Origin of the sequence: Nocardioides silvaticus (assembly GCF_003160695.1) — a bacterium.
GTDB classification, from domain to species: Bacteria; Actinomycetota; Actinomycetes; order Propionibacteriales; family Nocardioidaceae; genus Nocardioides; species Nocardioides silvaticus.
The window spans coordinates 59276-84885 of the sequence record NZ_QGDD01000005.1 but is presented as its reverse complement, the minus strand read 5'-3'; the positions used below and the strand labels follow the sequence as shown (position 1 = coordinate 84885).

The window sequence follows — 25610 nt, the reverse complement described above, 5'->3', positions numbered from 1 at the left end:
ATCAGCGCGCGGGGACCTCGCGGCTCCACATCACGTTGACGTCGACCGGGCCGGCGATGCCGGCGACGGTGCCGCTGTCGGTCCGCTGCCAGATCCACCAGGCCCGGTCGGGTCGCCCGTCCAGGCTCCGGACCCACTGCCGGTGGTCACCGAGCTCGTCGGCGAAGCCGTACCGCGCCTCGAGCTCAGGGAACAGGTACACGACCGGCTGCTTCCCGGTCGCCGCCTCGACCTCGTCGAGGAAGGTCCGCACCTCGGTGAGGAGCACGTCGCGAGGAGGCGGCCTCGGGCAGCTTCCCGCCAGCTCGAGGTCGACCGCGCCCGGCAGGAGGTTGCCTGCGCGGAGATCGCCGAGCACCGCCGCGAAGTGGGCAGCCTGCTCGGCACCGGACGAGCACAGCTGGAAGTAGTGGTACCCGCCCACGCGCAGCCCGAGGTCCAACGCCTCCGCGCGATGCCGGGCGAACGTGGGGTCGGTGTACGAGGTCCCTTCGGTCGCCTTGAGGTAGGCGAAGGAGATCCCGTCGCCGGCCACCGCCTGCCAGTCGATGGCCCCTTGGTGGTGGGAGGCGTCGATGCCCAGGTGTCGCACCCGTCGCGTGCGAGGCGAGGGCGCCGGCGGTGGTGCTGACGATGCGCGGGTCGACGTGGCGGTCGTCGGGACGGGCGGCGTGGCCGTCGTCGACGACGCGGCGCTCTGCGTTGCCGGCCCCGGCTGCTCGTCGCCGGCCGAGCAGGCGGTGAGCGCGAGCACCGTGGCGAGCAGGACGCCGCGGAGCCTCACGTCAGCGGCCGCTCTCCCGCGACGGGCACCACCGCGGCGGCGACCAGCCCGAAGCCGGCGGCGAGGCCGAAGGCGACACCGTAGCCCCAGGCGGTGATCGCGGCACCGGCGACGGGGGGTACGGCGGCCGCGACGACGTACTGCCCGGTGTTCTGGATGCCCAGCGCGCGGCCGGACCAGAAGGCGCCGGCGCGCTCGGCGACGGCGGCGTAGGCCAGCCCGTTGTCGGCGACGGTCACGGTGGAGGCGACGACGAGCAGCGCGACGGCGATCGCGACGACGACCGGGCCCGATCCCGCCGCCGCGACGCCGAGCGCGAGCATGGTCGCCGCAGCCGCCCAGGCGATCCACTGCATGGGCCGGGTCCGGCTGCGCACCAGGTCGGAGAGGTGGCCGGCGCCGATCCGTCCGACCGCGCCGAGCAGCTGGGTGCCGGCGACGACGATGCCCGCGAAGCCCGCCGCCCACCCCAGCTCGTCGACCAACCAGGTGAGGCCGAAGGTCCACACCACGAACTGCGGCACGACCAGCAGCATCGAGGTGGAGTGGATGCGCGCGAGGTAGCGGTCGGCGCGGTAGGGGTTGGGAGCTCCGGCGCGCTCGGTGGCCGGGGGCCGGGGCGGGTCGATCACCAGCAGCACGACGAGCACGAGCGCGACGGCGGCCGCGACCAGCGGCACCCACAGTGCGGCGGCGATCCCGTGGGCGTCGGCCAGGAAGGCCATCGTCAGCGCGCCGAGCCCCACGCCGAGCGGCTGCGCGCACTGGCGGATGCCCATGGCGAGCCCGCGGCGCTCCGGCGGGAACCAGCCGACCACGATCCGCCCGGACGCGGCGTTGGTCGCGGCCGAGCAGGCGCCCGCGAAGAAGAGTGCGGCCGCCACCTGCCACGGCCCGTCGACCAGGACCGCCGCGAGTCCGCCGGCGACCACGCCGCTCATCCCGGTCATCAGCGCGAACCGCTCGCCACGACGGTCCACCACCAGCCCCCACAGCACCAGCGTGAACATGAGGCCGGCCATCGGGGCGGCGGCGACGAGGCCGGCCTCCGCGAGCGACATCCCCTCGCGGTCGTGGAGCACCGGGATCAGGAACGCGGGCCCGTGCACCGTCGTCGCGGACGAGGCCTGCGCCGCCGTGCCGACGGCGAGCATGGCCCAGCGCCGCCGCAGCGAGACCTCGGCGTACGACGGCGCCTGGTCGACCTCGGGGAGCGGTGCGGGCACCGAGAAAGGCTAGTCGTCGTGGATGGGGTTCTTCGGCAGCTTCTTGACCCGTGAACGCCGCTTCGGGCGCTCGGGGATCATCGACCGCATCTCCTCAAGCTTCCCCCAGCACAGCAGCCGGTCGCCGTCCTCGAGGACGTGCCGCGGCCGCGGGTTCGGGATGACCTGCACGCCGCGGTGCAGCGTGAGGACGGTGATGTCGCGCTCGCTGAGGCCGGAGTCGCCGAGCGGCCGGCCGACCAGGTCCGCGTCGCCGTGCACGACGATCTCCGCGACGCCGTAGCCGGTCGACACGCTGAGCCGCTCGCGGACGTCGATGTGCGGGAACGCGACCTGGTTGTCGATGTAGTCGATGATCGCGCCGGCGACGTCGAGCTTGGTCGCGGTCTCGATGCCCTCCAGGCCGGGGGAGGAGTTGACCTCCATCACCAGCGGCCCCTTCCGGCCCTCGAGCATGTCGACGCCGGCGACCTTGAGGCCCATGATCTGGGCGGCGCGGACGGCGACCTGCTCGTACTCCTCGTCGAGCTCGACCCGCTCCACGCTGCCGCCGCGGTGCACGTTGGAGCGGAACTCGTCGCCCTGCGCGGACCGCCGCATCGCCGCCACCACCCGGTCTCCGACGACGAGGGCGCGGATGTCGCGGCCCTTGCTCTCCTTGACGAACCGCTGGATCAGCACGTTCTGCCGGGTGCTCTGCAGGGTCTCGATGATCGCCTCGGCGACCTTGATCGTCGGCGCCAGGATCACGCCGATGCCCTGGGTGCCCTCCAGCAGCTTGATCACGACCGGCGCACCGCCGACCCGCTCGATCGCGGGGATCACGTCGGCGCGGTCGCGCACGAACGTCGTCGCCGGCATCGCCACCCCGTGCCGCGACAGGATCTGGGTCGCGCGCAGCTTGTCGCGGGAGTTGGTGATGCCGCCGGCGGTGTTGGGCGTGTAGACGTCCATCTGCTCGAACTGCCGCACCACCGCGGTGCCGTAGTAGGTGATCGAGTTGCCGATCCGCGGCAGCACGGCGTCGTACGACGACAGCGGCCGTCCCCGGAACTGGAGGTCCGGCTCGTCCCCGGACAGGTCGATGCCGAACCGCAGCGTGTTGAGGACCTTCACCGTGTGGCCACGGTCGAGCGCGGCGGTCCGCAGCCGCTGCGTGCTGTAGCTGCGCGGGGCGCGCGAGAGGATCGCCAGCTTCACGTAGTGCCTGACCGGTCGGGGGACGGAAGGTGCCGACCCGGGTGGGTGCGGCCTGCTTGGATGGGGGTCGTGCCGAGATCCCATCTAACCAGCGTCGCCGGGTGGCGCGAGTGGGTGAGCCTCCCCGAGCTGGGGGTCGAGTGGATCAAGGCCAAGCTCGACACCGGTGCCCGAACCTCTGCGCTTCATGCGTTCGACCTCGAGCCGTTCGAGCGCGACGGCGCGCCGTGGGTCCGGTTCTCCATCCACCCCTGGCAGCGCAGCGCCGCCGACTCGATCACCGCCGAGCTCCCGGTCCACGACGTGCGCTCCGTGCGCAGCTCGTCGGGCCACGTCGAGGAGCGGTACGTCGTGCTCGTCGCGATCCGGATCGGCCTGCGCCGCGTCACCACCGAGCTCACCCTCACCCGCCGCGACGAGATGGGGTTCCGGCTGCTGGTCGGGCGCGAGGCGCTGCGGCAGGGCTTCGTCGTCGACCCCCGCCGGTCCTACCTCGGCGGCCGGCCCGAGCGGGTCGTCCGGCGGCGCAACCGCGGCCGCGGCGAGGACGACGCCTGATGGTGCGCGAGTCCTTCGCGATCGGCAGCGTCCGGGTGCGCGCCGGCGCCGCTCGCGACGTCGAGCTGCCGATCACCCGGCTGGTCACCGGCGGTGACGTCAGCCTCCCGGTCCGGGTCGTCCACGGTCGCGAGGACGGCCCGACGGTGTGGGTCAGCGGCGCCATCCACGGCGACGAGGTCATCGGCGTCGAGGTGATCCGCGAGCTGATCGCGACCCTGCAGCCCAAGGAGTTCCGGGGCACGCTGGTCGCCGTACCGGTCGTCAACGTGCTCGGCTTCATGGCCGGCGACCGCTACCTGCCCGACCGTCGCGACCTCAACCGCTCGTTCCCCGGATCCCCGCGCGGCTCGCTCGCCAGCCGGATCGCGCACCTCTTCATGACCGAGGTGGTCGCGAAGTGCGAGGTCGGCGTCGACCTGCACACCGCGGCCGACAAGCGCGCCAACCTGCCGCAGATCCGGGCCGACCTCGACGACCCGCGCACGCGCGCGCTGGCGGAGGCGTTCGGAGCGCCGGTGATGGTGCACGCGCGGCTCCGGGACGGCTCGCTGCGCCAGGCGGCGCTCGACGTCGGCGCCAAGGTGCTGCTCTACGAGGCGGGGGAGGCGCTCCGCTTCGACGACGAGCCGATCGCGACCGGCGTCGTCGGCATCCGCCGGGTGCTCGCGTTCCTCGGGATGATCGACCCGGACCCGGACGACGAACCCGGACCGACCCTCGAGTCGCGCAGCACCGGCTGGGTCCGCGCCCGCGGCACCGGGATCCTCAAGCTCGAGACCAAGCTGGGCGACGTGGTCGCCGCCGGCGACCGGCTCGGCGGACTCTCCGACACGTTCGGCCGCCGGGTCCGCCTGGTCCGCGCGGACCGCTCCGGCATCGTCGTCGGCCTCACCCGCGCGCCGATCGTCAACGCCGGCGACGCTCTCGTCCACATCGCGTCCGTGGAGCCGGCGGACCACTGAGCAATGCTGTCTGCCACCCCCCAGCCAACGATCGAGAGGACGCCGACATGGCGCTGAACCCGGTCGGCCAGATCCTGAAGAAGGCCGACAAGACGCTGGAGAGCGCGAACGAGACGCTCGTGACCGTCGGCGGCACCCTGACCACGGTCGAGGGGACGCTCGGCAGCGCCGACACGACGCTGGCCGAGACCAAGGAGGTCCTCGCCCAGGTGCAGGGCCTGCTCACCGAGCTGGCCGAAGAGATCGCGCTCGTCAAGCAGCTGCCCGAGCTCAAGGCGATGCTGGAGGAGGTCCACGCCGCGGTCGTCGGGAAGAGGTAGGTCGGCACCCGCTACCGTCCGGTCATGTCCCTCGCGACCCGGCTCAAGGCGGCGTACGGCGCCCTCGCGGTGGTCGACACCGCGCTCTCGATGTCGTCCCGCCCCGCCGCGCACAAGGCGCGGTTCGTCACCAAGCCGCTGCTGATGCCGACCCTGGCCGCCTCGCTCGCGGCCACGCCCGGCTCGTCGTCCGCGCGGCTCCCGGTGCTGGCGGCGCAGGCAGGCGGCTGGGTCGGCGACGTCGGCCTGCTCAGCGAGGAGCGCAAGCCGTTCGTCGTCGGCACCACCGGTTTCGGCCTCGGCCACCTCGCCTACCTCGCAGCGTTCGTGCCGCGCCGCCGCCAGGAGCCGACGCTCGCGCAGGACCCGCGGTCCCGCGCGCTGCTGGCGCTCTGGGCGACGAGCGCACCGCTGATGGCCTGGCGGTCCCGGCGCGACGGCGTCGCGCCCGTGGTCGCGACGTACTCCGCCACCCTGGTCGCGATGGTCGTCGCCGCCACCCGGCTCGACGCCGCCGAACGGCCGGCCGCGCGCCGGCTGATCGCGGCCGGCGCACTGACGTTCCTCGCCTCCGACTCGGTCCTCGGCGTCCGCAAGTTCGTGCTGACCGACCCCGACCCGCGGATCGAGGGCGCGGTGATGGCGACCTACACCGGCGCCCAGCTGCTCATCAGCGAGGGCGTCGGCCGCCTCTGACGCTTCGCCTAGGCTCGCCGCATGAGCCCGACGACCGAAGCTGCCGAGGGACCGCTCTACCTCGACAAGGCAGTTCCAGAGATCTATGCCGAGCTGGCCGACACCTCGAAGCAGATCCGCGCTGCGGCCGACGCCGCCGGGCTCAGCGAGAGCCTGCTCGAGCTGATCAACCTCCGCGTCTCCCAGATCAACGGCTGCGCCTACTGCCTCGACGTCCACAGCAAGAAGGCGCTGCGGCTGGGCGAGGACCCGCGCCGGCTCGCCGTGCTCCAGACCTGGCAGGAGACCGCGCTCTTCGACGACGCCGAGAGCGCCGCGCTCGAGCTGGCCGAGGTGGTCACCCGGCTGCCCGCCCCCGCGGTCCGCGAGGAGGTCGAGGACGCCGCCCGCCGGGTGCTCGGGGACGAGGCCTATGCGGTCGTCGCCTGGGCGGCGGTGATGATGAACTCCTTCAACCGGCTCTCGATCGTCAGCCACCACCCGGTGCGGTGACCGGAGGGCGAGCGCGGCGGTCGGACTAGGAGCCGAGCTCCAGGACGCCGAGCGGGAGCCCGGGGAGCACGTGCAGTGCCGGTGACGGGCGCTCCCACAGCGCGGGGACGTCGACGTCGGAGACCAGGTCCCCGCAGAGGTGCCGGCCGCTGTTGCTCGCGACCACGCGGCCCTGCTGGTTGACGACGGCCACGCGCCGCGATGCCGCGCGGAGGGACGGCATCAGGATCGACTCCGCGGTCTGGACACCGACGTCGGCACCGGCCACCCCCGCGAAGCGGCCTTCGAGCACGACCGGGGCGGTGTAGGTCATGTTGTAGTCGTCGGTGCAGACGTAGTCGATGTAGGGCCCGGTGACGTGGCGGTGCCCGGTGTCGCGCGGGACGACGTACCACGGCAGGAACTCGTAGTCGTAGAAGCCCGCACCGTCGGGGTCGGTCTGGCTCACCATCCGGTGCGAACGGCCGTCCTCGCCCGCCGCGAACCACTCCAGCCACCACGGTTGGTCGACGAGGAAGCCGACGGCGGCGACGAAGCCGGCGCCGCGCACCGGGTGCTGGGAGTCGCCGACGTAGCTGCCGGCCAGATCCTCGACCCCGGCCAGCCGGGCCCGGGTCCGTGCGCCGGGCCCGCCGACCTGACGCGCCACCAGCCCCGCGATCTGGTCGACGACGTGGAAGGCCGCCTCCACCATGCCGCCGAGGGTGGCGATCACGGCCTCCACGTCGGCCGCGACCTTCGGGTCGTGGGGTGCGGTCGGTGCGGTTGACGTCCTGGCCATCACAGCTCCTTGCTCAAGCGGTAGTCGATGAGCCGCTCGGTCGCGGCGGCGACCCGCTGCTCGGCAGTACGCCGCGCAAGATCGGCGTCACGCGCCTCGATCGCGTCGACGACGGCGTCGCAGCTGGTCACCATCTGCTCGTGGCTGTCGTCGTCGCCGAACGCGAGCCACAGCAGCGTCCCGAACTCGGCCTGGAGGCCGACCTCCTCGTGGTACAGCCGGGCCGACTGCGACGCGACCGTGACCTGGATGTGGAACTGCGCCTCGGCGCGCCGCCGGGCATCGGGCTTCTGGGCGTCGGCCAGGTGGGCCGCCGCCCGCCGGAGGTGACGCACGTCGTCGCTGTCGCAGCGCCGCGCCGCGAGCGCTGCCGCCGCGCCGGCGATCGCGGCGTAGAGGTCACCCACGTCGCGCAGCTCCAGCAGGCTCACCTCGGCCAGCCGCCGTTTCGCCAGGGCGGTCGGACCGTCCTCGGGCGCGCGGACGAAGCTCCCGCCCCCGCGCCCGCGCCGCGTCTCGATGAGCCCCTCCTGGCGGAGCACTGAGAGCGCTTCCCGGATGGTCACGGTGGAGACACCCAGCTGCTGGGCGAGGTCGGCCTCGCCCGGCAGCTGCTCGCCGTCGGGCAGCAGGCCGAGGGCGATGGCGTCGGTCAGGCGGCGGGCGACCCGGGCCGAGCGGCTGGTGCTGTCGAGCGGCGCGAACACGGCCGCAGTGGCGCGCCCGTAGAACTGGATCGCCATGACGAGCACACCTCCCTCGGATCGCCGTTGATCCCTCCCCACGAGGGGAGATCACGAATTGTGCCTGACCTATTGCCCTTTGAAAACTGATCTCATAGGTTTTCGGCCGACCAGAAGCACCACGTCTCGGAACCGCGCGGAGGTACCCAGGCATGAGCGACTCCAGGCTGGCCGGAGCTGCCGGAAACGGCGGGCTCGCCGTGCGCAACGTGATCGATGGGAAGCCGTGCGACGCCGAGGACGGCCGCACCAGCACGCTGGTCGAACCGGTGCGCGGCACTGTGCTCGGCACCGCGCCGGTGTCCGGTCCGGCCGACGTCGCGAAGGCCTACGAGGCCGCCGACCGCGCGCGCCGCGACTGGGGCAGGTCGACCCCGTCGGACCGCCAGCAGGCGATCCTCGAGCTGGCCCGGCTCGTCGCCGACCGTGCGGACGACCTGGTCGACGCCGAGGTCACCAACACCGGGAAGATCCGCTCGCTCACCAGGAGCGAGGAGCTCGACGTCGCCGTGGACCAGCTGCGGTTCTTCGCCGGTGCCGCGCGGATCTTCGAGGGCCGCGCCGGCGGTGAGTACCTGTCGGGCTTCACCTCCTACGTACGCCGCGAGCCGATCGGCGTCGTGGGCCAGGTGACCCCCTGGAACTACCCGCTGATGATGGCCGTCTGGAAGATCGGCCCCGCGCTCGCGGCGGGCAACACGGTCGTCATCAAGCCCAGCGACACCACGCCCGCCAGCACCGCGCTCCTGGGCGAGATCGCCCAGGAGGCGCTGCCACCCGGCGTGCTCAACGTGGTCTGCGGCGACCGCGACACCGGTCGCGCACTGGTCGAGCACCCCACGCCCGGCCTCGTCAGCATCACCGGCTCCACCCGCGCCGGCATCGAGGTCGCCCGGTCGGCGTCGGCCGACGTGAAGCGGACCCACCTCGAGCTCGGGGGGAAGGCACCGGCGGTGGTCTTCGCCGACGCGGACCTGGGCGAGGCGGCTGAGGGCATCGGCATCGGGGGGCTCTTCAACGCCGGGCAGGACTGCACCGCGGCCTGCCGGGTCCTGGTCCACGAGTCGGTCCACGACGCCTTCGTCGACGCGCTCACCGGGTGGATCGGCGACAACGCGAGGCCGGGCCTGCCCGAGGACGACGATGCCCTCTTCGGCCCGCTCAACAACGCCCACCAGCTCGACCGGGTCCAGGGCTTCCTTGCCGACCTGCCGGGTCACGCCTCGGTGGTGACGGGCGGCGGGCGGCCGGCCGGACTGCCGGACACCGGCTTCTACTTCGAGCCGACCGTCGTCACCGGCGTCCGTCAGGACGACCGGATCATCCAGGAGGAGGTCTTCGGACCGGTGATCACCGTGCAGTCGTTCACCTCCGAGGAGGAGGCGGTCGCCCTCGCCAACGACGTGCCCTACGGCCTCGCCTCCTCGGTCTGGACGGCCGACCACGGCCGCGCGATGCGGCTCTCGGCCGATCTCGACTTCGGCTGTGTCTGGGTGAACGCGCACATCCCGCTCGTCGCCGAGATGCCGCACGGCGGCTTCAAGATGTCGGGCTACGGCAAGGACCTCTCGGCCTACTCCGTGGAGGAGTACACCCGCGTGAAGCACGTGATGTCGGCGGTGGGCCGATGAATCACCCCACGAAGACCGAGCGGACCGAGGCGCCCGAGCGCGACCGGGAGGAGCAAGGTCCGCCCGCTGTCTCGCTGCGCGGGCTGCGCAAGGAGTTCGGCAGTGTGGTCGCGGTCGACGGCATCGACCTCGACATCGCCAACGGCGAGTTCTTCGCGATGCTCGGGCCCTCGGGCTCCGGCAAGACCACCGTGCTGCGGATGGTCGCCGGGTTCGAGGTGCCGACCGACGGTCGGGTCGAGCTCGGCGGCGTCGACGTCACCAGGCAGGCGCCGTTCTCGCGCGACGTCAACACGGTCTTCCAGGATTACGCGCTCTTCCCACACATGACCGTGGCCCAGAACGTCGAGTACGGCCTGCGGGTGAAGCGGGTGCCGCGCGCGGAGCGTCGTACCCGCGCCCAGGAGGCGCTCGAGAAGGTCCGGCTCGGCCAGTTCGGCAGCCGGCGCCCGGGCCAGCTCTCCGGCGGGCAGCGGCAGCGCGTCGCGCTGGCGCGGGCGATCGTCAACCGGCCGAAGGTACTGCTGCTCGACGAGCCGCTCGGCGCCCTCGACCTGAAGCTGCGCCGGGAGATGCAGGTGGAGCTCAAGCAGCTCCAGCGCGACCTCGGCATCACCTTCCTGTTCGTGACCCACGACCAGGAGGAAGCCCTCACGATGAGCGACCGGATCGCTGTCTTCAACGAGGGACGCATCGAGCAGGTCGCGACTCCGCGCGACCTCTACGAGCTGCCGGCCACGCCCTTCGTGGCCGGTTTCGTCGGCACGTCCAACGTGATCGACGGTGACGCTGCGACCAAGCTGCTCGGCGAGCCGGGCACCTTCAGCGTCCGGCCGGAGAAGATCCAGCTCCACCTCGACGCCGCGCACGTCCCGACACACCACGCGGTCACCGCCGCCGGCGTCGTCCGCGAGGTCGTCTACCTCGGCTCTGCGACCCAGAGCATCGTCGACCTCGACCACGGCGGCTCGCTGATCGTGCTCCGCCAGAACCAGCAGTCGTCCGAGGAGGGCGACGTGGCGGGCCGGGGCGCCCATGTCCACCTCAGCTGGTCCCGTGAGCACACCGTGTCCGTCGTGCCCGCGTCACCGGACGAGTGACCCCCTCGTCCACCATCTCCCAACCCGATCACCACGAGGAGCAGTCATGACCCATCGAAAGGTCCGGCGGTCCCGGATCGCGGCCGCGTGCGCGGCACTCACCCTGATCACCGCCGGGGCAGCGGCGTGCGGCACCGAGTCCGGTGACGACGACGGCGGCTCGGACGGCGGTGCCGGCTTCACCGCGCCCGACCTGCCCCAGCTCGAGGAGATCGGCGAGGGCGAGGGGGAGGTCAACATCCTCGCCTGGCCCGGCTACGTCGAGGACGGGTCCACCGACCCGGCCGTCGACTGGGTCACCCCGTTCGAGGAGGAGACCGGGTGCCAGGTCAACGTGAAGACTTTCGGCACCTCCGACGAGGCGGTCAACCTGGTCAAGGGCGGCGGCTACGACGTCGTGTCCGCCTCCGGTGACGCCTCGCTCCGCCTGATCGCGGCCGGTGACGTCGAGCCGGTCAACGTCGACCTGATCGAGAACTACGCCGACGTCTACGACTTCCTCAAGGAGCGTGACTGGAACTCCGTCGACGGCCAGATGTACGGCGTCCCGCACGGGTACGGCGCCAACCTGCTGATGTACCGGACCGACATCGTCGACCCGGCTCCCACCAGCTGGTCGGCGGTGTTCGAGGAGGACTCGCCGTACGCCGGCAAGATCACCGCCTACGACTCGCCGATCTACATCGCCGACGCCGCGCTCTACCTGATGAACACCCAGCCCGACCTCGGCATCGAGAACCCCTACGCGCTCGACGAGGACCAGCTCGCCGCCGCGGTGGACCTGCTCAAGCAGCAGCGCGAGCAGATCTCCGAGTACTGGTCGGACTACCTCAAGGAGGTCCAGGCCTTCACGACCGGTGACTCCGTCGTCGGCACGACCTGGCAGGTCATCGCCAACGTCGCCCAGGGCGAGAACGTCCCGGTCGAGGCGATCCTCCCCGACGAGGGCTCGACCGGTTGGTCGGACACGTGGATGGTCACCACCGAGTCGGAGAACAAGAACTGCGCCTACATGTGGCTGAACCACATCATCAGCCCCGAGGCGAACGCCGCCGTGTCGGAGTACTTCGGTGAGGCGCCGGCCAACCCGAAGGCGTGCGACATCGCCAGCGAGGGTCACTGCGAGACCTACAACGCCGGTGACGAGGAGTTCGCCGAGAAGCTCTGGTACTGGACGACCCCGGTCGAGGACTGCCTGGACGGGCGCACCGACGTGAAGTGCACCGACTACGGCGCCTGGACCCAGGCCTGGACCGAGGTCAAGGGCTGACACCGCCACGATGAACAGCGCCGCCGAGGGCACTGCGGCACGCCCGCACCTGCTCGCCCGCTTCGGGCGGGCGGCGGGGGGCCTGCCGCGCCGGGTGTCCACCGTCCTGCACCGCCACCCGCGGTTGCGCCTGGGGTTCCTCCTCGGGCCGCCGATGCTGTGGCTCGGCGTGGCCTACCTGGGTGCCCTCGGGGCGCTGTTCATCACCGCCTTCTGGGGACAGAACCCGTTCACGGGCGACGTCGTCCGGGAGTGGAACCTCGACAACTTCCGTACGCTGTGGGAGTCGGAGGTCTACCGCAAGATCGCGTTCCGGACGTTGGGCATCGCCGCCCTGGTGACGGTCGTCGACATCGTCATCGCGTTCCCGGTCGCGCTCTACATGGCGAAGATCGCCTCGCCACGGCTGCAGCGGATCCTCGTCATCGCGGTCCTGACCCCGCTCTGGGCCAGCTACCTGGTCAAGGCCTACGCCTGGCGGATCATGATGTCGGAGGGCGGCATCGTCGACGACCTGGGCGGCTTCCTCGGGCTCGACACCCCCGGCTACGGGCTCGCGGCCACGGTCATCACGCTGGCCTACCTGTGGCTGCCGTTCATGATCCTGCCGATCTATGCCGGCCTGGAGCGGCTGCCGGACTCGATGCTCGAGGCCTCGATGGACCTCGGCGCGAAGACGGGGCCGACGCTGCGCCGGATCGTGCTGCCGACGGTCTTCCCGGCCGTCGTCGCGGGCTCGATCTTCACCTTCTCGCTGTCGCTCGGCGACTACATCACCGTCCGTATCGTCGGCGGCGCCAACCAGATGCTCGGCAACGTCGTCTACGACAACGTCGGAGCTGCCAACAACCTGCCGTTCGCAGCCGCGGTCGCGACCATCCCGGTCGTCATCATGCTCGTCTACCTGGCTGCGGCCCGCCGTACCGGCGCCCTGGAGAACGTCTGATGCGCAGCACGTCCACCGCGATGTCGCCGGCGTTCAAGATGACGCTGCGCGTCCTCACCGCGCTCGCCCTCGTCGTGATCTACGTGCCGCTGCTGCTGGTCGTGGTCAACTCGTTCAACGCCAGCCAGACCTTCGCCTGGCCGCCCTCCGACCTCACCCTCGAGTGGTGGCGCAAGGCCGCCGACAGCGAGGGCGCGAAGGACGCGATCGTCACCAGCGTCCAGGTCGCACTGATCGCCTCGGCGATCTCGCTGGTGCTCGGCACGATGGCCGCGATGGCGCTGCAGCGCTACCGGTTCTTCGGCCGGGACACGGTCTCCCTGCTCATCATCCTGCCGATCGCGCTGCCCGGCATCGTCACCGGCATCGCGCTCAACAACGCGTTCCGCACGGTGTTCGGCCTCGATCTCGGCTTCCTCACGATCGTCGTCGCGCACGCGACGTTCTGCATCGTCACCGTCTTCAACAACGTGCTGGCGCGGCTGCGTCGGGTCGGCACGAACCTGGAGGAGGCATCGGCGGACCTCGGGGCGTCGACGTTCACGACGTTCCGGCTGGTCACCTTCCCGATGATGCGGTCGGCGCTGATCGCCGGCGGCCTGCTGGCGTTCGCGCTGTCCTTCGACGAGATCATCGTGACCACGTTCACCGCCGGACCGCAGGAGCAGACGCTCCCGATCTGGATCTTCAACAACCTGTTCCGCCCCAACCAGGCGCCGATCGTCAACGTCGTGGCGGTGGTGCTCATCCTGTTGTCGGTGATCCCGATCTGGATCTCCCAGAAGCTCGCCGGCGCCACCGACGGGCTCGCCGGTCGCTGACCGCCGGCCGGGGCCTCAGTCGGTGTCGCCGGTCGGCACGATGGCGGTGATCACGGTGCCGTCGGCCCGCTGGATGCCGGCGGGGTTCGGCGGCCCACCGTCGAGCATCGGGCCCTGGTGCGCCAGCGGTACGACGACGGCCGGCGCGTCCTGCTTCACCGTGACCAGCTCGCCACGCACGTCGAACGTGAGCGGGCCCGCGCCGTCCTCGATGCACAGCTCGAGCTCGTCGGTGCGGACGGTGACCCGGACCCGGGTGCCGTGCAGCGTGATCCGGTAGACCAGCGACGTCCAGGACGCGGGCAGCCGGGGGTCGATCTGCCACTGGCGCTCGCCGTTGTCGAACCCGTGGTCGCGGAAGCCGCCGAATCCGCACGCCAGCGCGCTCCACACCCCGCCGGTCGACGCGACGTGCACGCCGTCGGCGGTGTTGTTGTGCCGGTCGTCGAGGTCGACGAACAGCGCGGCGTGGAAGTAGCGCAGCGCCAGGTCGGCGTAGCCCACCTCGGCGGCGATGATCGACTGGACGACCGCGGACAGCGTGGAGTCACCGGTGGTGATCGGGTCGTAGTAGTCGAAGTCTGCCTTCTTCTCCTCCGCGGTGAACTCCTCGCCCTGGAGGAACAGCGCCAGCACCACGTCGGCCTGCTTGAGCACCTGGAACCGGTAGATCACCAGGGGGTGGTAGTTGAGGAGCAGCGGCCGCTTCTCCAGCGGCGTGTTCTCCAGGTCCCACATCTCCCGCTCGAGGAAGTGCGCGTCCTGCGGATGGATGCCGAGGAACTCGTCGAACGGGATCGCCATCGCGTCGGCGCACTCGCTCCACTCGATGGGCTCGTCGGGGTCCAGCGACGTGCGGCGCACCAGCTCGCGGTGGGCTTCGGGGTCGTCGCGCTCGAGCTGCCACACGGCGCGGGCCGCACGCCGCAGGTTGAAGCGCGCGAGCACGTTCGTGTACAGGTTGTCGTTGACGACCGTCGTGTACTCGTCCGGCCCGGTCACGCCGTGGATGTGGAAGGTCCGCCGCGACTCGTCGCGCCAGAACCCGAGGTCCGCCCACATCCGCGCGGTCTCGACGAGGACGTCGACCGCCTCGCGGGCGAGGAACTCGTGGTCGCCGGTCGCGCCGACGTACTGGCTGAGCGCGAACGCGATGTCGGCGTCGATGTGGTACTGCGCGGTGCCGGCGGCGTAGTACGCCGACGCCTCGTGACCGTTGATGGTGCGCCAGGGGAAGAGGGCGCCGCGCTGCGACAGCTCACGCGCCCGGGAGCGGGCCAGGGGGAGCTGCATGGAGCGGAACCGCAGGGCGTTCCGCGCCGCCCACGGCATGGTGTAGGTCAGGAACGGCATCACGTAGACCTCGCCGTCCCAGAAGTAGTGGCCGCCGTACCCCGACCCGGTGACCCCCTTCGCCGGGATGCCCTGGCCCTCGGCGCGCGCGGACGCCTGCGCGAGCGAGAAGAGGTTCCAGCGGACCGCCTGCTGCAGCGCCGGGTGGCCGGCGATCTCGACGTCGCTGCGCGACCAGAAGTCCTCGAGCCAAGCGCGCTGCTCGTCGTGCTGGTGGGCGACGCCCTGCTCGTGGGTGCGGTCCAAGGTCCGCGTGCAGCGGTCGATGAGCTCGCGCGGCGGCACCGACTTCGCGGTGTGGTAGCTGACCAGCTTGGTGAGCCGGATCGGCACGCCCGGCTCGGCGGCGACCCGGTAGATCACCTTGGCCAGGTCCTCCTCGGCCAGCACCTGGAGGGAGTACGACGACTCGGTCTCGAGCTCGTGGTCGGCGACGACGCCGATCGTCATCCCGCTCTCGACGGTGCGGTAGCCCAGCCCGATCCGGCCCGGCTGCTCGTCGTCGGGACCGTGCGCGAAGTGCAGCTCCGGGTCGAGCACGCGACCCCGGAAGCGCTCCGCCTTGCGCGGGTCCGCGGTGGCGGGCGCAGCGGCGACGAGGTCCTCGATGCGGGAGTCCTGGCGGTTGAGCAGCTGGGAGGAGATGGCCACCGAGGCGCGCTGGTCGAGCAGCGTGACCTCGAAGCTCAGCACGGCCAGGTGCCGCTGCGCGAGCGGCACCATCCGGGTGCTCCGCACCTGGACGTGCTTGCCGCCCGGCGTCCGCCAGACCAGGTCGCGGGAGAGCTCCCCGCTGCGGAAGTCGAGTGCCCGCTCGTAGGCGAGCAGGTCGGCCACCGAGAGCTGGAGCGGCTCGTCGTCGACGTACAGCCGGATCACCTTGGCGTCCGGGGCGTTGACGATGGTCTGCCCGATGCGCGCGAACCCGAACGCCTCCTCGGCGTGCAGGATCGGCCAGGTCTCGTGGAAGCCGTTGATGTAGGTGCCGTCGACGTGGGCATCGCGGCTCTCGGAGTAGTTGCCGCGCAGGCCGAGGTAGCCGTTGCCGACCGAGAACAGCGACTCGGTGGTGCCGAGGTCGGAGGCGTCGAACCGGGTCTCGACCAGCCGCCACTCGTCGACGGGGAACCGGGTGCGGTCCAGCGGGTCGGCGATCGGCGGCGCGACGTGCGACGGGCCGTCGGTGTGGTGCGCGCTCACCGCTGCTCGGTCCCGCCGTCGGGGAGCAGCTGCGCCAGGTCGGTCACGACCACGCCGGCGCCGGCCTCGGTCAGCGCTTCCGCGCCGGCGCCGCGGTCGACGCCGACCACCAGCCCGAACCGCCCGGCCGCGCCGGCTCGCACGCCGCTGATCGCGTCCTCGAGCACGACCGAGCGGGCGGCCGTCGCGCCGAGGTCCTCGGCGGCGGCGAGGAAGGTGTCCGGCGCCGGCTTGCCGGCCAGCTGCCGCTCGGCGGCGACGCCGCCGTGCATGACGGTGGAGAAGTAGTCGGTCACGCCGGCGGCCTCCAGCACCGCCGGGGCGTTGCGGGAGGAGGACACGATCGCCATGGGCACGCCCCGCTCACGGAGCGCGTCGAGCAGCCGCTTCGAGCCGGGGTAGGCCTCGACCCCGTCCTCGTCGAGCACCCTGTTGAAGTAGTCGTTCTTGCGGTTGCCCAGCCCGCACACGGTCTCCGCCTCCGGCGGGTCCGACGGCTCGCCTTCGAGGAGGTCGATGCCGCGGGCCTGTAGGAAGGTGCGTACGCCGTCGTACCGCGGCTTGCCGTCGACGTAGGCGAAGTAGTCGTCGTCGGTGTACGGCGACTGCCCGCCCACGGACGTCAGGTAGTCGTTGAACATCGCCGACCACGCCCGCATGTGGACCTCGGCGGTCGGCGTCACCACCCCGTCGAGGTCGAACAGCGCAGCGTCGTACTGGTCCCAGTCGATGGTGGCCACCCGTAAAGACTAGGGGAGTGGTCAGGGACACCCCGGAGGAGAATGGGTAGGAATACTCAGGCGGAGAGCGGGTGGTGTCTGGTGGAATACCGGGCATGGCGCTCCCCATCCCGCTCCCGGGCCCGCTCAAGCGCCGGGTCGCCAAGTTCCTTCTCGAGCGGACGATGAAGGACGGCATTGACCTGCGGAAGCTCCGCTTCCTCCCGGACTCCTTCACGCTGCCGATCAAGCGCGACGGGCTCGACCCGCTGCCGGCGCTGATGCAGGCGCAGGCCGAGGAGCCGGTGAAGAAGCTCGCGAACATGTTCGGCCGCGGCGTGTGGCTGGTGACCGGCTATCCCGAGGCGCAGGAGGTGCTGGCCGGGGACGCGGCAGTCTGGTCCAACGACCTGGGGCAGTTCGTCTCCCAGGAGGGACGGTCGGCCGAGGAGCAGATCGGCGGGCTCGGCATGACCGACCCGCCGCTGCACACCCAGCTCCGCAGGTACCTCACTCCCGAGTTCACGATGCGGCGGCTGGCCCGGCTCCAGCCCGGCATCGAGGCGATCGTGCAGAAGCGGCTCGACGCGATGGAGGCGGCCGGCGCCGGCGGCAGGTACGTCGACCTGGTCGAGGAGTTCGCGTTCGCGGTGCCGTTCGACGTGATCTGCGACCTGCTCGGCCTGCCGGTCGAGGACCGGGCCCGGTTCTTCGAGCTCGGCGTCGCCCGGTTCGACCTCAGCCAGGGCGGCGCCGGTGCGTTCGGCGCGGCCGCGCACACCCGCGACTTCCTCATCAACGCCGTCCGCCAGCAGCGGGAGCAGCCCGGCGACGGCCTCATCGGCGCCCTGCTCCAGGAGCACGGCGACGACCTCGACGACGTCACCCTCGGCGGCATCGCCGACGGCGTCTTCCTCGGCGGCTACGAGACCAGCGCCAGCATGCTGGCGCTTGGCACCTACCTGATCGCGACCACGCCCGAGGCCGGCCGGATGCTGCGCTCCGACCCGGAGTCCGTCGAACGGGTCGTCGAGGAGCTGCTCCGCCACCTGTGCGTGGTCCAGCTCGCGTTCCTCCGGTTCGCCAAGCAGGACGTCGAGGTCGGCGGCGTGCTGATCAAGGAGGGCGACGCCGTCGGCGTCTCACTCCTCGCCGCCAACCGCGACCCCCGTCTCGGCGAGAACCTGGAGGTGTTCGACCCGACCCGCGAGCCGGTCCGCCACCTCTCCTTCGGCTGGGGCATGCACCGCTGCGTCGGCGCCGAGCTGGCGCGGATGGAGCTGCGCACCGCCCTGCGGATGCTGGCCGAGCGCTTCCCCGACCTCACCATGGCCGCCGACATCGAGGACCTGGACTTCCGCAAGCTCTCGGCCGTGTACGGCGTCGAGGCGCTGCCGGTGCAGCTGGACGGCGCCCTCGTCGAGTCGGCCTGACCCCCCTCGGTCGTCGTATCGAGACGTTACTTCGAGGTGCTCAGCCGGTACTGGCGCACCGACAGCGGGGCGAAGACCGCCACGATCGCCACGACCCACAGGAGGGTGTAGACCTCCGGGTTCTGCATGGCCCAGGAGTCCGGCACCGCGATCTTCGGGTCGATGTTGCCGAACCGCTCCCGGCAGGCGAGCGCGACGGTGGACACCGGGTTCCACTCGACGAACGTCTTCAGCACCCCGGAGAACTGCTCCTGCGGCACGAACGCGTTGGACACGAACGTCAGCGGCATGATCACGATGAACGAGGCGTTGTTGACGACCTCGACGCTCGGCACGAGCAGCCCGACGTAGGCCATGATCCAGCTGATCGCGTAGGCGAAGACCAGCAGCAGCAGGAAGCCGAGCAGCGCGTCGAACAGCCCCTCCCGGATCCGCCAGCCGACCAGCAGGCCGGTGAGCGCCATGATCACCAGCGAGATCACGTTGTAGACGACGTCGGACGTCGTGCGACCGACGAGCACCGCCGACCGGGACATGGGCAGTGACCGGAACCGGTCGATGATGCCCTTCTGCATGTCGTCGGCGAGGCCGTAGCCGGTGAAGGTCGCGCCGAAGACCACGGTCTGGGCGAAGATGCCCGGGACCAGGAACTCCTTGTAGTCCACGTCTCCGGGCACGTCGATCGCGCCGCCGAAGACGTAGGCGAACAGCAGCACGAACATGATCGGGCTGATCAGGACGAAGACCAGGATGTCCGGGACCCGCTTGATCTTCACGAGGTTCCGCTGGGCGACGACCCAGCCGTCGGACAGGGCCTGCACCGCGCTGCTCACTTCGCCATCTCCTTCTCGTCGGACTCGTTCTCGTCGGACTCGGCCGCGTGCCCGGTGAGGGCGAGGAACACGTCGTCGAGCGTCGGCCGGCGCAGGCCCACGTCGAGCACCGTGACGGTCTCGCGCTCGAAGCCCTGCAGCACCCGGAGCAGCTCGCCGGTGGCGGTGCCGCGCACCGCCGCCGTCAGCTCCCTGCCGTTGTCGCTGACCTTCACCTCGCCGTCGGAGACCTCGGCCAGCACCCGGGTCGCGGCCTCGCGGTCCTCGACGTCGGCGAGCACGACCTCGATCCGCTCGCCACCCGTGCGGGCCTTGAGCTCGTCGGCGGTGCCCTGCGCGATCGCCTGTCCGTGGTCGATCACCACGATGTCGTCGGCGAGCTTGTCGGCCTCCTCGAGGTACTGCGTCGTCAGCAGGAGGGTCGCGCCGCTCGAGACCAGCTCGCGGATGACCTCCCACATGCCCTGGCGGCTCCGGACGTCGAGCCCGGTGGTCGGCTCGTCCAGCACGAGGACCGGGGGCTCGGCGACCAGGGCGCCGGCCAGGTCGAGGCGGCGGCGCATGCCGCCGGAGTAGCCCTTCGACGGACGGTCGGCGGCCTCGGTGAGGTCGAACCGCTCCAGCAGCTCGCGCGCCCGCTGCTGCGAGCGCGCCTTGCCGAGGTGGTAGAGGCGGCCGATCATCACCAGGTTCTCGTAGCCGGTCAGGTGCTCGTCGACCGCGGCGTACTGGCCGGAGAGCCCCATCTTGGAGCGCACCAGGGCCGGCTCCTTCAACACGTCGACACCGGCGATCTCGGCCGTGCCCGCATCGGGCTTGATGAGGGTCGTCAGGCACTTGACGGCGGTGGTCTTGCCGGCGCCGTTGGGCCCGAGCAGGGCGAGCACCTTGCCCTCGGGGACCGTCAGGTCGAGCCCCGCCAGGGCCTCGACGTCCTTGTAGCGCTTCACCAGTCCGCTCGCGCGGATCATGTCGCCCATCGCTTCCCTTCCGAAAACTGGTCCCCAGTGGTCAACAGCCTCGACCGTAGGGACCACCACCGACAACCGAATTCATCGCGAGACGCGATGGACGCCGACGAGAACCTGTTCCATCCTGTGCCGATGGGGACCGAGCCGACGACGGCGCGCTACCGGCCGGGTGGCGGACGCGCCTGGCGCGACCCGTGGTCGTCGTACGCCGCGCTCCGCGACCACGACCCCGTGCACCACGTCGTGCCGCCGGGCCATCCCGACCAGGACTTCTACGTGCTCTCCCGGCATGCCGACGTGCTCGCCGCCGCCGTCGACACCGAGACCTTCAGCAGCGCGCAGGGCTTGACCGTGACGTACGGCGAGCTGGCCAAGATCGGGCTCGAGGACAACCCGCCGTTCGTGATGACCGACCCGCCCGTCCACACCGCGTTCCGGCGGCTGGTCGCCCGCGGCTTCACGCCCCGGCAGGTCGCCGAGCTCGAGCCGGCGGTCCGGGCGTTCGTCGCCGAGCGGCTCGAACGGATCCGCGACGCCGGCGGGGGCGACGTCGTCGCGGAGCTGTTCAAGCCGCTGCCGAGCCTCGTGGTGGCGCACTACCTGGGCGTCCCGGAGGAGGACCGGCCGCGGTTCGACGCGTGGACCGACGCCATCGTTGCGGCCAACGCGGAGGGCGGCGCGAGCGGAGCCGCTCACGGGGCCGCGGCCGCGACCGTCGAGCTGATGGCGTACTTCTCCGCGTTGATGGACCGGCGCCGCTCCGAGCAGGCCGCCGGGATGACCGCCGACGACACGGTCTCCCACCTGGTCGCGGCCGCGGGGGAGGGCGAGCCGCGGACCGACGCGCTGGCGATCCTCGCCTTCGTCTTCACGATGGTGACCGGCGGCAACGACACGACGACCGGCCTGCTCGGCGGCACGATGGAGCTGCTCGCCGAGAACCCCGACCAGCACGAGGAGCTCGCCGAGTCGCCGGGGCTGGTGCCCGACGCGGTGGAGGAGATGCTGCGCCTCACCTCACCCGTGCAGGGCCTGGCCCGCACCACGACGCGCGACGTCGACCTGCACGACACGGTGGTCCCGGCCGGCCGCCGGGTGCTGCTGCTGTACGGCGCGGCCAACCGCGACTGGCGCAAGTACGGCGCCGACGCCGAGCAGCTCGACATCCGTCGCCGGCCCACCCAGATCCTGACCTTCAGCCAGGGCCATCACCACTGCCTCGGCGCCGCCGCCGCCCGGCTCCAGGCGCGGGTGGCCCTCGAGGAGCTGGTGACCCGCATCCCGCGGTTCACCGTGGACCCCGACGAGATCGTGTGGGCCCCGGGCGCCTACGTGCGGCGTCCGCTGAGCGTGCCGCTCACCGTCGGCTGAGGGTCGCGATGAGTCCGGGTGACCGGGGGAGTCTGCATCGGGCATGAGCAACGAGACCCACGGCGTCGGTCCCCTGGACGTGACGTTCACCGAGACGCTCCGGCTGAGCCCGGCCAAGGGCGGCTGGACCTACCTGGTCTGGCCCGACTCCCCGACGTACTTCGGCACCCGCGGCAGGGTGAAGGTGCGCGGCACCATCGACAACGAGCCCTTCGAGTCGTCGTTCATGGCGCTCGGCGACGGCAACCACAAGCTTCCCGTCGCCAACGCGCTGCGGGTCGAGAGCGGCAAGAAGGCCGGCGACGAGGTGGTCGTGCACCTCGTCGAACGGCTGGCCTGAGGGTCGTCATCGCCACCGCGGGCCCTGGGTCACGCTGGCGATGACGACTCACCCGGCCGCGCCAGCCGGTACCGCCAGAACACGGGCACGGCGACCGCGGCTGCTGCGGTGAGCACGACCACCAGCACCCCGCCGCCCGCAGCGGCGACGGCGGTGCCGACGAGGGCGGCGGTGGCGCCGTGGGCGACGTCGGCGATGCGGGGGCCGCCGGCGACGACGACGATGAAGATGCCCTGCAGCCGGCCCCGGACCTCGTCGGCCGCGGAGGACTGCAGGATGCTCTGGCGGAAGGCGGCCGAGGCCATGTCGGCCGCGCCGCCGACGATGAGCATGACGACGGCCGCGGAGAGCATCCAGACCGCCGCGCCGGGGGCGGAGTCGGCGACCGCGACCGCGACGCCGAAGCCGACCATCGCCAGGCCCCACACGATGATGCACCAGACGACGGCCTGCCCCTGGGCGGTGATGCGGGAGACCCAGCCCGAGAAGATGCCGCCGATGACGGCGCCGGCGGGGATGCCTGCGAACAGCAGTGCGAAGGCGAGGCCGCCCTCCTCCGGTCCGGCGAAGCTCTCGTGCGCGATCTCGGGGAAGAGTGCCCGCGGCATCCCGAACACCATCGCGATGATGTCGACGAGGAACGACATCAGCAGCACGGGGTGGCCGCGCAGGTAGGCGATGCCCTCGATGACCGACCGCAGCCCCGGCGGTCGGCCGGTCGCCCCTTCGACCGGCAGCGCCGGCAGCCGCACCACCGCCGACAGCGTGGCCAGCAGGCAGAACGTGTCGATCAGGTAGAGCCACGAGTAGCCGAGCACCGGGATCAGCGCACCCGCCACGAGCGGGCCGGCGATCGCGCCGGCCTGGAACACCGTCATGTTGAGCGAGTTGGCGGCGGGCAGGAGGTCGTCGGTCAACAGCTTCGGGAGGATCGCGCTCCGGGTGGGCTGGTTGACCGCGAAGAACGCCTGCTGCACCGAGAACAGCCCGAGCAGCAGCCACACGTTGCCGGACCCCACTGCCGCCTGCAGCCAGAAGAACGCGCTGGTGACGATGAGGCCGGTCGTCGTCACCACCAGCAGCGTGCGGCGGTCGAAGTGGTCGGCGAGCGCGCCACCCCACAGCCCGAACACGACCAGCGGCACGAGGCCGAAGACGCCGGTGAGGCCGACGTACGCCGAGGAGCCGGTCTCGGCGTAGATCTGCGCCGGCACCGCGACCACCGTGAGCTGGGCGCCGATGACCGTGATGATGTTCGCGGTCCAGAGCCTGCGGAAGTGCGGGTCGGCCAGTGGCCTGGTGTCGGCCAGGAACCCCTTCATCCGCACCGGATCAGGCTATGAAGTCACCCGTCGTAGGCGACGTGCGGGGTCCACTCCTCGTCGGGCCGCGCGACCGCCTGCCACATCGCCTCGGCGATCGGCGGAGGGGAGAACGGGCCCTCCCGGCCGAGCACTCCGTTGACCTGTACGGCGACCGCGCGGTGCTGGGGCGCCAGCGTTGCGTCGAGGCTGGTGACCAGGTTGCGGACGGCTGCCTTCTGCACGCCCAGCGACGCCGCGGCCTTCGACGGCTTGTCCGCCGCCGCGCTGCCGGTGACGAGGACCCGCGCGCCGTCGGCGAAGAACGGGTGCGCAGCCTGGACGGCGGGCAGGAGCGCGCCCGCGCCCAGGGTGACGTCCTCGAGCAGCTCGGGGACGGTGAGGTGCAGCGGGTCCTTCTCGCGCCACGCGCTGGGGTTGAAGTGGAGCACGTCGATCCGTCCGTGCTCGGTCCCGACGCCGGCGATGATCCCCGTGATCGCCGCGGGGTCGGTGAGGTCGACCCCGACGCCCTGGGCCTGGTGGCCCTCCCCGGCCAGGGTCTCGGCCAGCGGCTCCGCGTCCGCCCGGCTCTTTCCGGCCAGCACCGCGACGTACCCCTCCTGCGCGAACCGGCGGGCCACCGCCAACCCGAGTCCGGGACCGGCACCGAGGACGACGTAGACGGGAGAGGTCATGCGGCAAACCCTAGGCCGCCTCCGTGCGGCTGTCCCGGTCGTCGAGTAGTCCGAGCGCGCTAGCGCGGGACGTATCGAGACGCCGCGACGTGCCTGCCACCGTCCCCGCCGTCCGCGTCCGTCTCCAGGGGTCTCGATACGCGCGTCACGGCCTCGCAGGCTCAGCCGTGGGGCTACTCGACCTTCGCGGCCGCTCACTGCAACGGCGGCCAGCAGTAGCGGTAGTAGGGGAGGTCGGGCAGCGGCTCGCCCTGCCAGTCGCCGTCGACCATGGATCCGACCGTCTCCGCGCCGCGCAGCACCGCGCGGAGGATCCCCTTGTCGAGGGCGCTCTGCTGCGCGATCGGGTCACGGAGCGTGATCCGGTTCGACAGCGACGCCTGGAGCACCTCGCGCTCGTAGGCCGCCCAGCGCTCGCGACCCGCGACGTAGTCGAGGCTGTCGCGGTAGACGACGACGATGCGCGAGCCACCGCGGTACCGCTTGCGCACCTTGCCGTCGGCGCACATCTCCGGCTCCGCGCTCCCCGTGCTGAAGAACCCGGCGAAGCCGCCGCGGATGTCGCTCGGCTGGTCGAGGGTGACCTGGGCGCTGTAGCAGTCCGACGGGCGGACCCCGACGACCGCCAGGTAGGACTCGAGCAGCTCGGCGCCGGTGCTCGGCAGGTAGGGGAACGGCGAGGGCACGAGGAACCGCTTGTCCGGCTGCGGAGCGACCACCCGCCGGACGTCGCTCCAGTTGAGGACCTCGACGTGGACGCCCGGGGCCGGCAGCACCTGCAGCGGCCGCTGCCTCTCCATCTGCGCAGCGATGCCGGCGCCGAGGTGGGAGGGATGCAGCACGACCTGGGAGCCGACGCCGATGACGACGTACGGGTCGGTGCCGTCCTCCGAGGACCCGGTCGAGGCGTCCACGACCGGGATCCGCGCGATGCCGAGGCACTGCTCCGGCCCCACGTCGGCGGCGCGGAGGTAGTCGAGGCCGAGGTCCTCGTCGACGATCGACGGCTCGCCCGCGAGCCGGGCGGCCCACCGGACGCGGGCGTCGAAGACCGCACCGAACGCCGGCGGCGCGGGCGGCATGCCCGGCGCCGCCGCGTGCACGACCTCCCACTCGACCACGGCGGCACGGCCGATGCCCCACGAGCCGACGATGTGGTCGGGCACCCGGTAGATCCCGTAGACGAGGTCCGGTCGGGCCGAAAGACCGGCTTGCCCCAGCCAGTTCGCGAGGTCCTGCACGAAGCGCTTGCGGTCGAGCGCGAGACGGGTCATGACGACCGGCCAGCGTTGCGGGGCGAGGTACGGCGTGCGCGCCTCCGCCCGTTGCGCCCGCTCGTGGGCGTACTGCGCCTCGCGGTCGCCGCTCACCGGCGGTGTGGGTGGCGACGGCGCGGCCTTGCGCCCGAACGGGTTGCTCAGTGCCACCCGGAGCTCGAACCTGCTTGCCTGCAGCTGGTTGTGGAGGTCGAGGTCGGTGAGCCGCTCGCGGTCCGGGAGCGGGCCGTAGAGGTGGTCTCCCGCCGGCCCGAACAGCACCCGGCGGGCCCGTTCGGCCTCGATGATCCGGTCGGCGACGGCGGCCTGCTGCCGCCGCGCCTCCTCGACCTGCGCCTCGTACTGGGCGCGCTGCTCCGGCGTCCATCCCGCCATCTGCTCCTCGGTGAGGCGCCCGCCGTTGGCGATCGACTGCCGGCTCAGCTCGATGCCGCGCTTGATGTTGGCCGGGCTCATCGCCTGCGCGGCTTGCCTGAGCTTCTCGAACGCCATGCTGCGAGTGTCGACCCGCGGCGCGGCCGGCGCCAGATCCTCCGAAAATCTCGTGGCAGGCTGTCGTATCCGTGGAGGCACGTTCGTAG

The 25610-nt window shown here is 71.7% G+C and carries 25 protein-coding genes; 13 read left to right on the top strand and 12 right to left on the bottom strand.

Annotation, left to right across the window (positions count from 1 at the left end):
- Position 1: 1 nt before the first annotated feature.
- The 3 genes from DJ010_RS12165 to rimK are packed head-to-tail and all read right to left on the bottom strand — an operon-like array spanning position 2 to position 3210.
- Positions 2-784 carry a glycoside hydrolase family 25 protein gene (locus DJ010_RS12165; protein ID WP_109694062.1) on the bottom strand — a complete coding sequence of 261 codons (783 nt, stop codon included), beginning with the start codon at positions 782-784 and terminating at the stop codon, positions 2-4.
- Positions 781-2010: an MFS transporter gene (locus DJ010_RS12160; protein ID WP_245927489.1), complete on the bottom strand. Its 1230-nt coding sequence runs from the start codon at positions 2008-2010 to the stop codon at positions 781-783. The genes DJ010_RS12165 and DJ010_RS12160 overlap by 4 nt, the downstream gene beginning before the upstream one ends.
- 9 nt (positions 2011-2019) lie before the next feature.
- Complete coding sequence (gene rimK, locus DJ010_RS12155; RefSeq protein ID WP_109694060.1) at positions 2020-3210, bottom strand: 30S ribosomal protein S6--L-glutamate ligase; 1191 nt, start codon at positions 3208-3210, stop codon at positions 2020-2022.
- A 69-nt stretch (positions 3211-3279) separates the two neighbouring features.
- Between rimK and DJ010_RS12150 the strand changes: the two genes are divergently transcribed.
- From DJ010_RS12150 to DJ010_RS12130, 5 genes are read left to right on the top strand one after another with little or no spacing between them, the layout of a single operon-like run.
- Complete coding sequence (locus DJ010_RS12150; RefSeq protein ID WP_245927487.1) at positions 3280-3768, top strand: ATP-dependent zinc protease family protein; 489 nt, start codon at positions 3280-3282, stop codon at positions 3766-3768.
- Entirely contained in the window at positions 3768-4733 is a 966-nt protein-coding gene (locus tag DJ010_RS12145) for a succinylglutamate desuccinylase/aspartoacylase family protein (RefSeq protein ID WP_109694057.1), read from the top strand. The genes DJ010_RS12150 and DJ010_RS12145 overlap by 1 nt, the downstream gene beginning before the upstream one ends.
- 47 nt (positions 4734-4780) lie before the next feature.
- Positions 4781-5053, top strand: coding sequence for a hypothetical protein (locus tag DJ010_RS12140; RefSeq protein WP_109694055.1), 273 nt, complete (start codon positions 4781-4783; stop codon positions 5051-5053).
- A 24-nt stretch (positions 5054-5077) separates the two neighbouring features.
- Positions 5078-5749 carry a lysoplasmalogenase gene (locus DJ010_RS12135; protein WP_109694052.1) on the top strand — a complete coding sequence of 224 codons (672 nt, stop codon included), beginning with the start codon at positions 5078-5080 and terminating at the stop codon, positions 5747-5749.
- A 21-nt stretch (positions 5750-5770) separates the two neighbouring features.
- The gene (locus DJ010_RS12130) at positions 5771-6241 is read left to right on the top strand and encodes a carboxymuconolactone decarboxylase family protein (protein ID WP_109694050.1); all 471 of its coding nucleotides are present in this window, start codon (positions 5771-5773) and stop codon (positions 6239-6241) included.
- A gap of 25 nt (positions 6242-6266) precedes the next feature.
- On the opposite strand, the gene DJ010_RS12125 is transcribed toward DJ010_RS12130, so the two are convergent.
- Positions 6267-7022: a PDC sensor domain-containing protein gene (locus DJ010_RS12125; protein WP_109694048.1), complete on the bottom strand. Its 756-nt coding sequence runs from the start codon at positions 7020-7022 to the stop codon at positions 6267-6269.
- A complete protein-coding gene (locus DJ010_RS12120) occupies positions 7022-7765 on the bottom strand; it encodes a FadR/GntR family transcriptional regulator (RefSeq protein ID WP_109694489.1) in 744 nt (247 codons plus the stop codon). The genes DJ010_RS12125 and DJ010_RS12120 overlap by 1 nt, the downstream gene beginning before the upstream one ends.
- Before the next feature lie 152 nt (positions 7766-7917).
- Here DJ010_RS12120 and DJ010_RS12115 point away from each other — a divergent pair, with 152 nt between their 5' ends.
- The 5 genes from DJ010_RS12115 to DJ010_RS12095 are packed head-to-tail and all read left to right on the top strand — an operon-like array spanning position 7918 to position 13533.
- Complete coding sequence (locus DJ010_RS12115; RefSeq protein WP_109694046.1) at positions 7918-9396, top strand: gamma-aminobutyraldehyde dehydrogenase; 1479 nt, start codon at positions 7918-7920, stop codon at positions 9394-9396.
- Positions 9393-10496 (top strand): ABC transporter ATP-binding protein, encoded by a 1104-nt coding sequence (locus DJ010_RS12110; protein ID WP_109694044.1) that lies wholly within the window; start codon positions 9393-9395, stop codon positions 10494-10496. The genes DJ010_RS12115 and DJ010_RS12110 overlap by 4 nt, the downstream gene beginning before the upstream one ends.
- Before the next feature lie 46 nt (positions 10497-10542).
- Complete coding sequence (locus DJ010_RS12105) at positions 10543-11766, top strand: ABC transporter substrate-binding protein (protein WP_109694042.1); 1224 nt, start codon at positions 10543-10545, stop codon at positions 11764-11766.
- A gap of 10 nt (positions 11767-11776) precedes the next feature.
- On the top strand, positions 11777-12712 hold the full coding sequence (locus DJ010_RS12100) for an ABC transporter permease (protein ID WP_109694040.1): 936 nt from the start codon (positions 11777-11779) through the stop codon (positions 12710-12712).
- Entirely contained in the window at positions 12712-13533 is an 822-nt protein-coding gene (locus DJ010_RS12095; protein WP_170124640.1) for an ABC transporter permease, read from the top strand. The genes DJ010_RS12100 and DJ010_RS12095 overlap by 1 nt, the downstream gene beginning before the upstream one ends.
- 15 nt (positions 13534-13548) lie before the next feature.
- On the opposite strand, the gene DJ010_RS12090 is transcribed toward DJ010_RS12095, so the two are convergent.
- Positions 13549-16086, bottom strand: a complete 2538-nt coding sequence (locus tag DJ010_RS12090) for a glycoside hydrolase family 65 protein (RefSeq protein ID WP_245927485.1) — start codon at positions 16084-16086, stop codon at positions 13549-13551.
- Positions 16083-16817 (bottom strand): HAD family hydrolase, encoded by a 735-nt coding sequence (locus DJ010_RS12085; RefSeq protein WP_109694481.1) that lies wholly within the window; start codon positions 16815-16817, stop codon positions 16083-16085. Before DJ010_RS12085 ends, DJ010_RS12090 begins: the two co-directional genes overlap by 4 nt.
- A 104-nt stretch (positions 16818-16921) precedes the next feature.
- On the opposite strand from DJ010_RS12085, the gene DJ010_RS12080 reads away from it, so the two are divergent.
- Positions 16922-18238 carry a cytochrome P450 gene (locus tag DJ010_RS12080; RefSeq protein WP_211318766.1) on the top strand — a complete coding sequence of 439 codons (1317 nt, stop codon included), beginning with the start codon at positions 16922-16924 and terminating at the stop codon, positions 18236-18238.
- Between the two features lie 26 nt (positions 18239-18264).
- Here the strand turns inward: DJ010_RS12080 and DJ010_RS12075 are convergent, their stop codons facing one another.
- Both DJ010_RS12075 and DJ010_RS12070 read right to left on the bottom strand, forming a co-directional pair.
- A complete protein-coding gene (locus DJ010_RS12075) occupies positions 18265-19071 on the bottom strand; it encodes an ABC transporter permease (RefSeq protein ID WP_109694038.1) in 807 nt (268 codons plus the stop codon).
- Entirely contained in the window at positions 19068-20051 is a 984-nt protein-coding gene (locus tag DJ010_RS12070) for an ATP-binding cassette domain-containing protein (protein ID WP_109694036.1), read from the bottom strand. The genes DJ010_RS12075 and DJ010_RS12070 overlap by 4 nt, the downstream gene beginning before the upstream one ends.
- Positions 20052-20174: 123 nt before the next feature.
- On the opposite strand from DJ010_RS12070, the gene DJ010_RS12065 reads away from it, so the two are divergent.
- Both DJ010_RS12065 and DJ010_RS12060 read left to right on the top strand, forming a co-directional pair.
- Positions 20175-21413, top strand: coding sequence for a cytochrome P450 (locus DJ010_RS12065; protein ID WP_109694478.1), 1239 nt, complete (start codon positions 20175-20177; stop codon positions 21411-21413).
- A 43-nt stretch (positions 21414-21456) separates the two neighbouring features.
- Positions 21457-21753 carry a DUF1905 domain-containing protein gene (locus DJ010_RS12060; RefSeq protein ID WP_109694034.1) on the top strand — a complete coding sequence of 99 codons (297 nt, stop codon included), beginning with the start codon at positions 21457-21459 and terminating at the stop codon, positions 21751-21753.
- A gap of 29 nt (positions 21754-21782) precedes the next feature.
- Here DJ010_RS12060 and DJ010_RS12055 read toward each other — a convergent pair whose 3' ends face one another.
- From DJ010_RS12055 to DJ010_RS12045, 3 genes are all read right to left on the bottom strand, one after another.
- Complete coding sequence (locus tag DJ010_RS12055; RefSeq protein ID WP_109694032.1) at positions 21783-23075, bottom strand: MFS transporter; 1293 nt, start codon at positions 23073-23075, stop codon at positions 21783-21785.
- A 23-nt stretch (positions 23076-23098) separates the two neighbouring features.
- The gene (locus DJ010_RS12050; protein ID WP_109694030.1) at positions 23099-23752 is read right to left on the bottom strand and encodes an SDR family NAD(P)-dependent oxidoreductase; all 654 of its coding nucleotides are present in this window, start codon (positions 23750-23752) and stop codon (positions 23099-23101) included.
- Between the two features lie 194 nt (positions 23753-23946).
- Entirely contained in the window at positions 23947-25521 is a 1575-nt protein-coding gene (locus tag DJ010_RS12045; protein WP_109694027.1) for a hypothetical protein, read from the bottom strand.
- Positions 25522-25610: the final 89 nt, after the last annotated feature.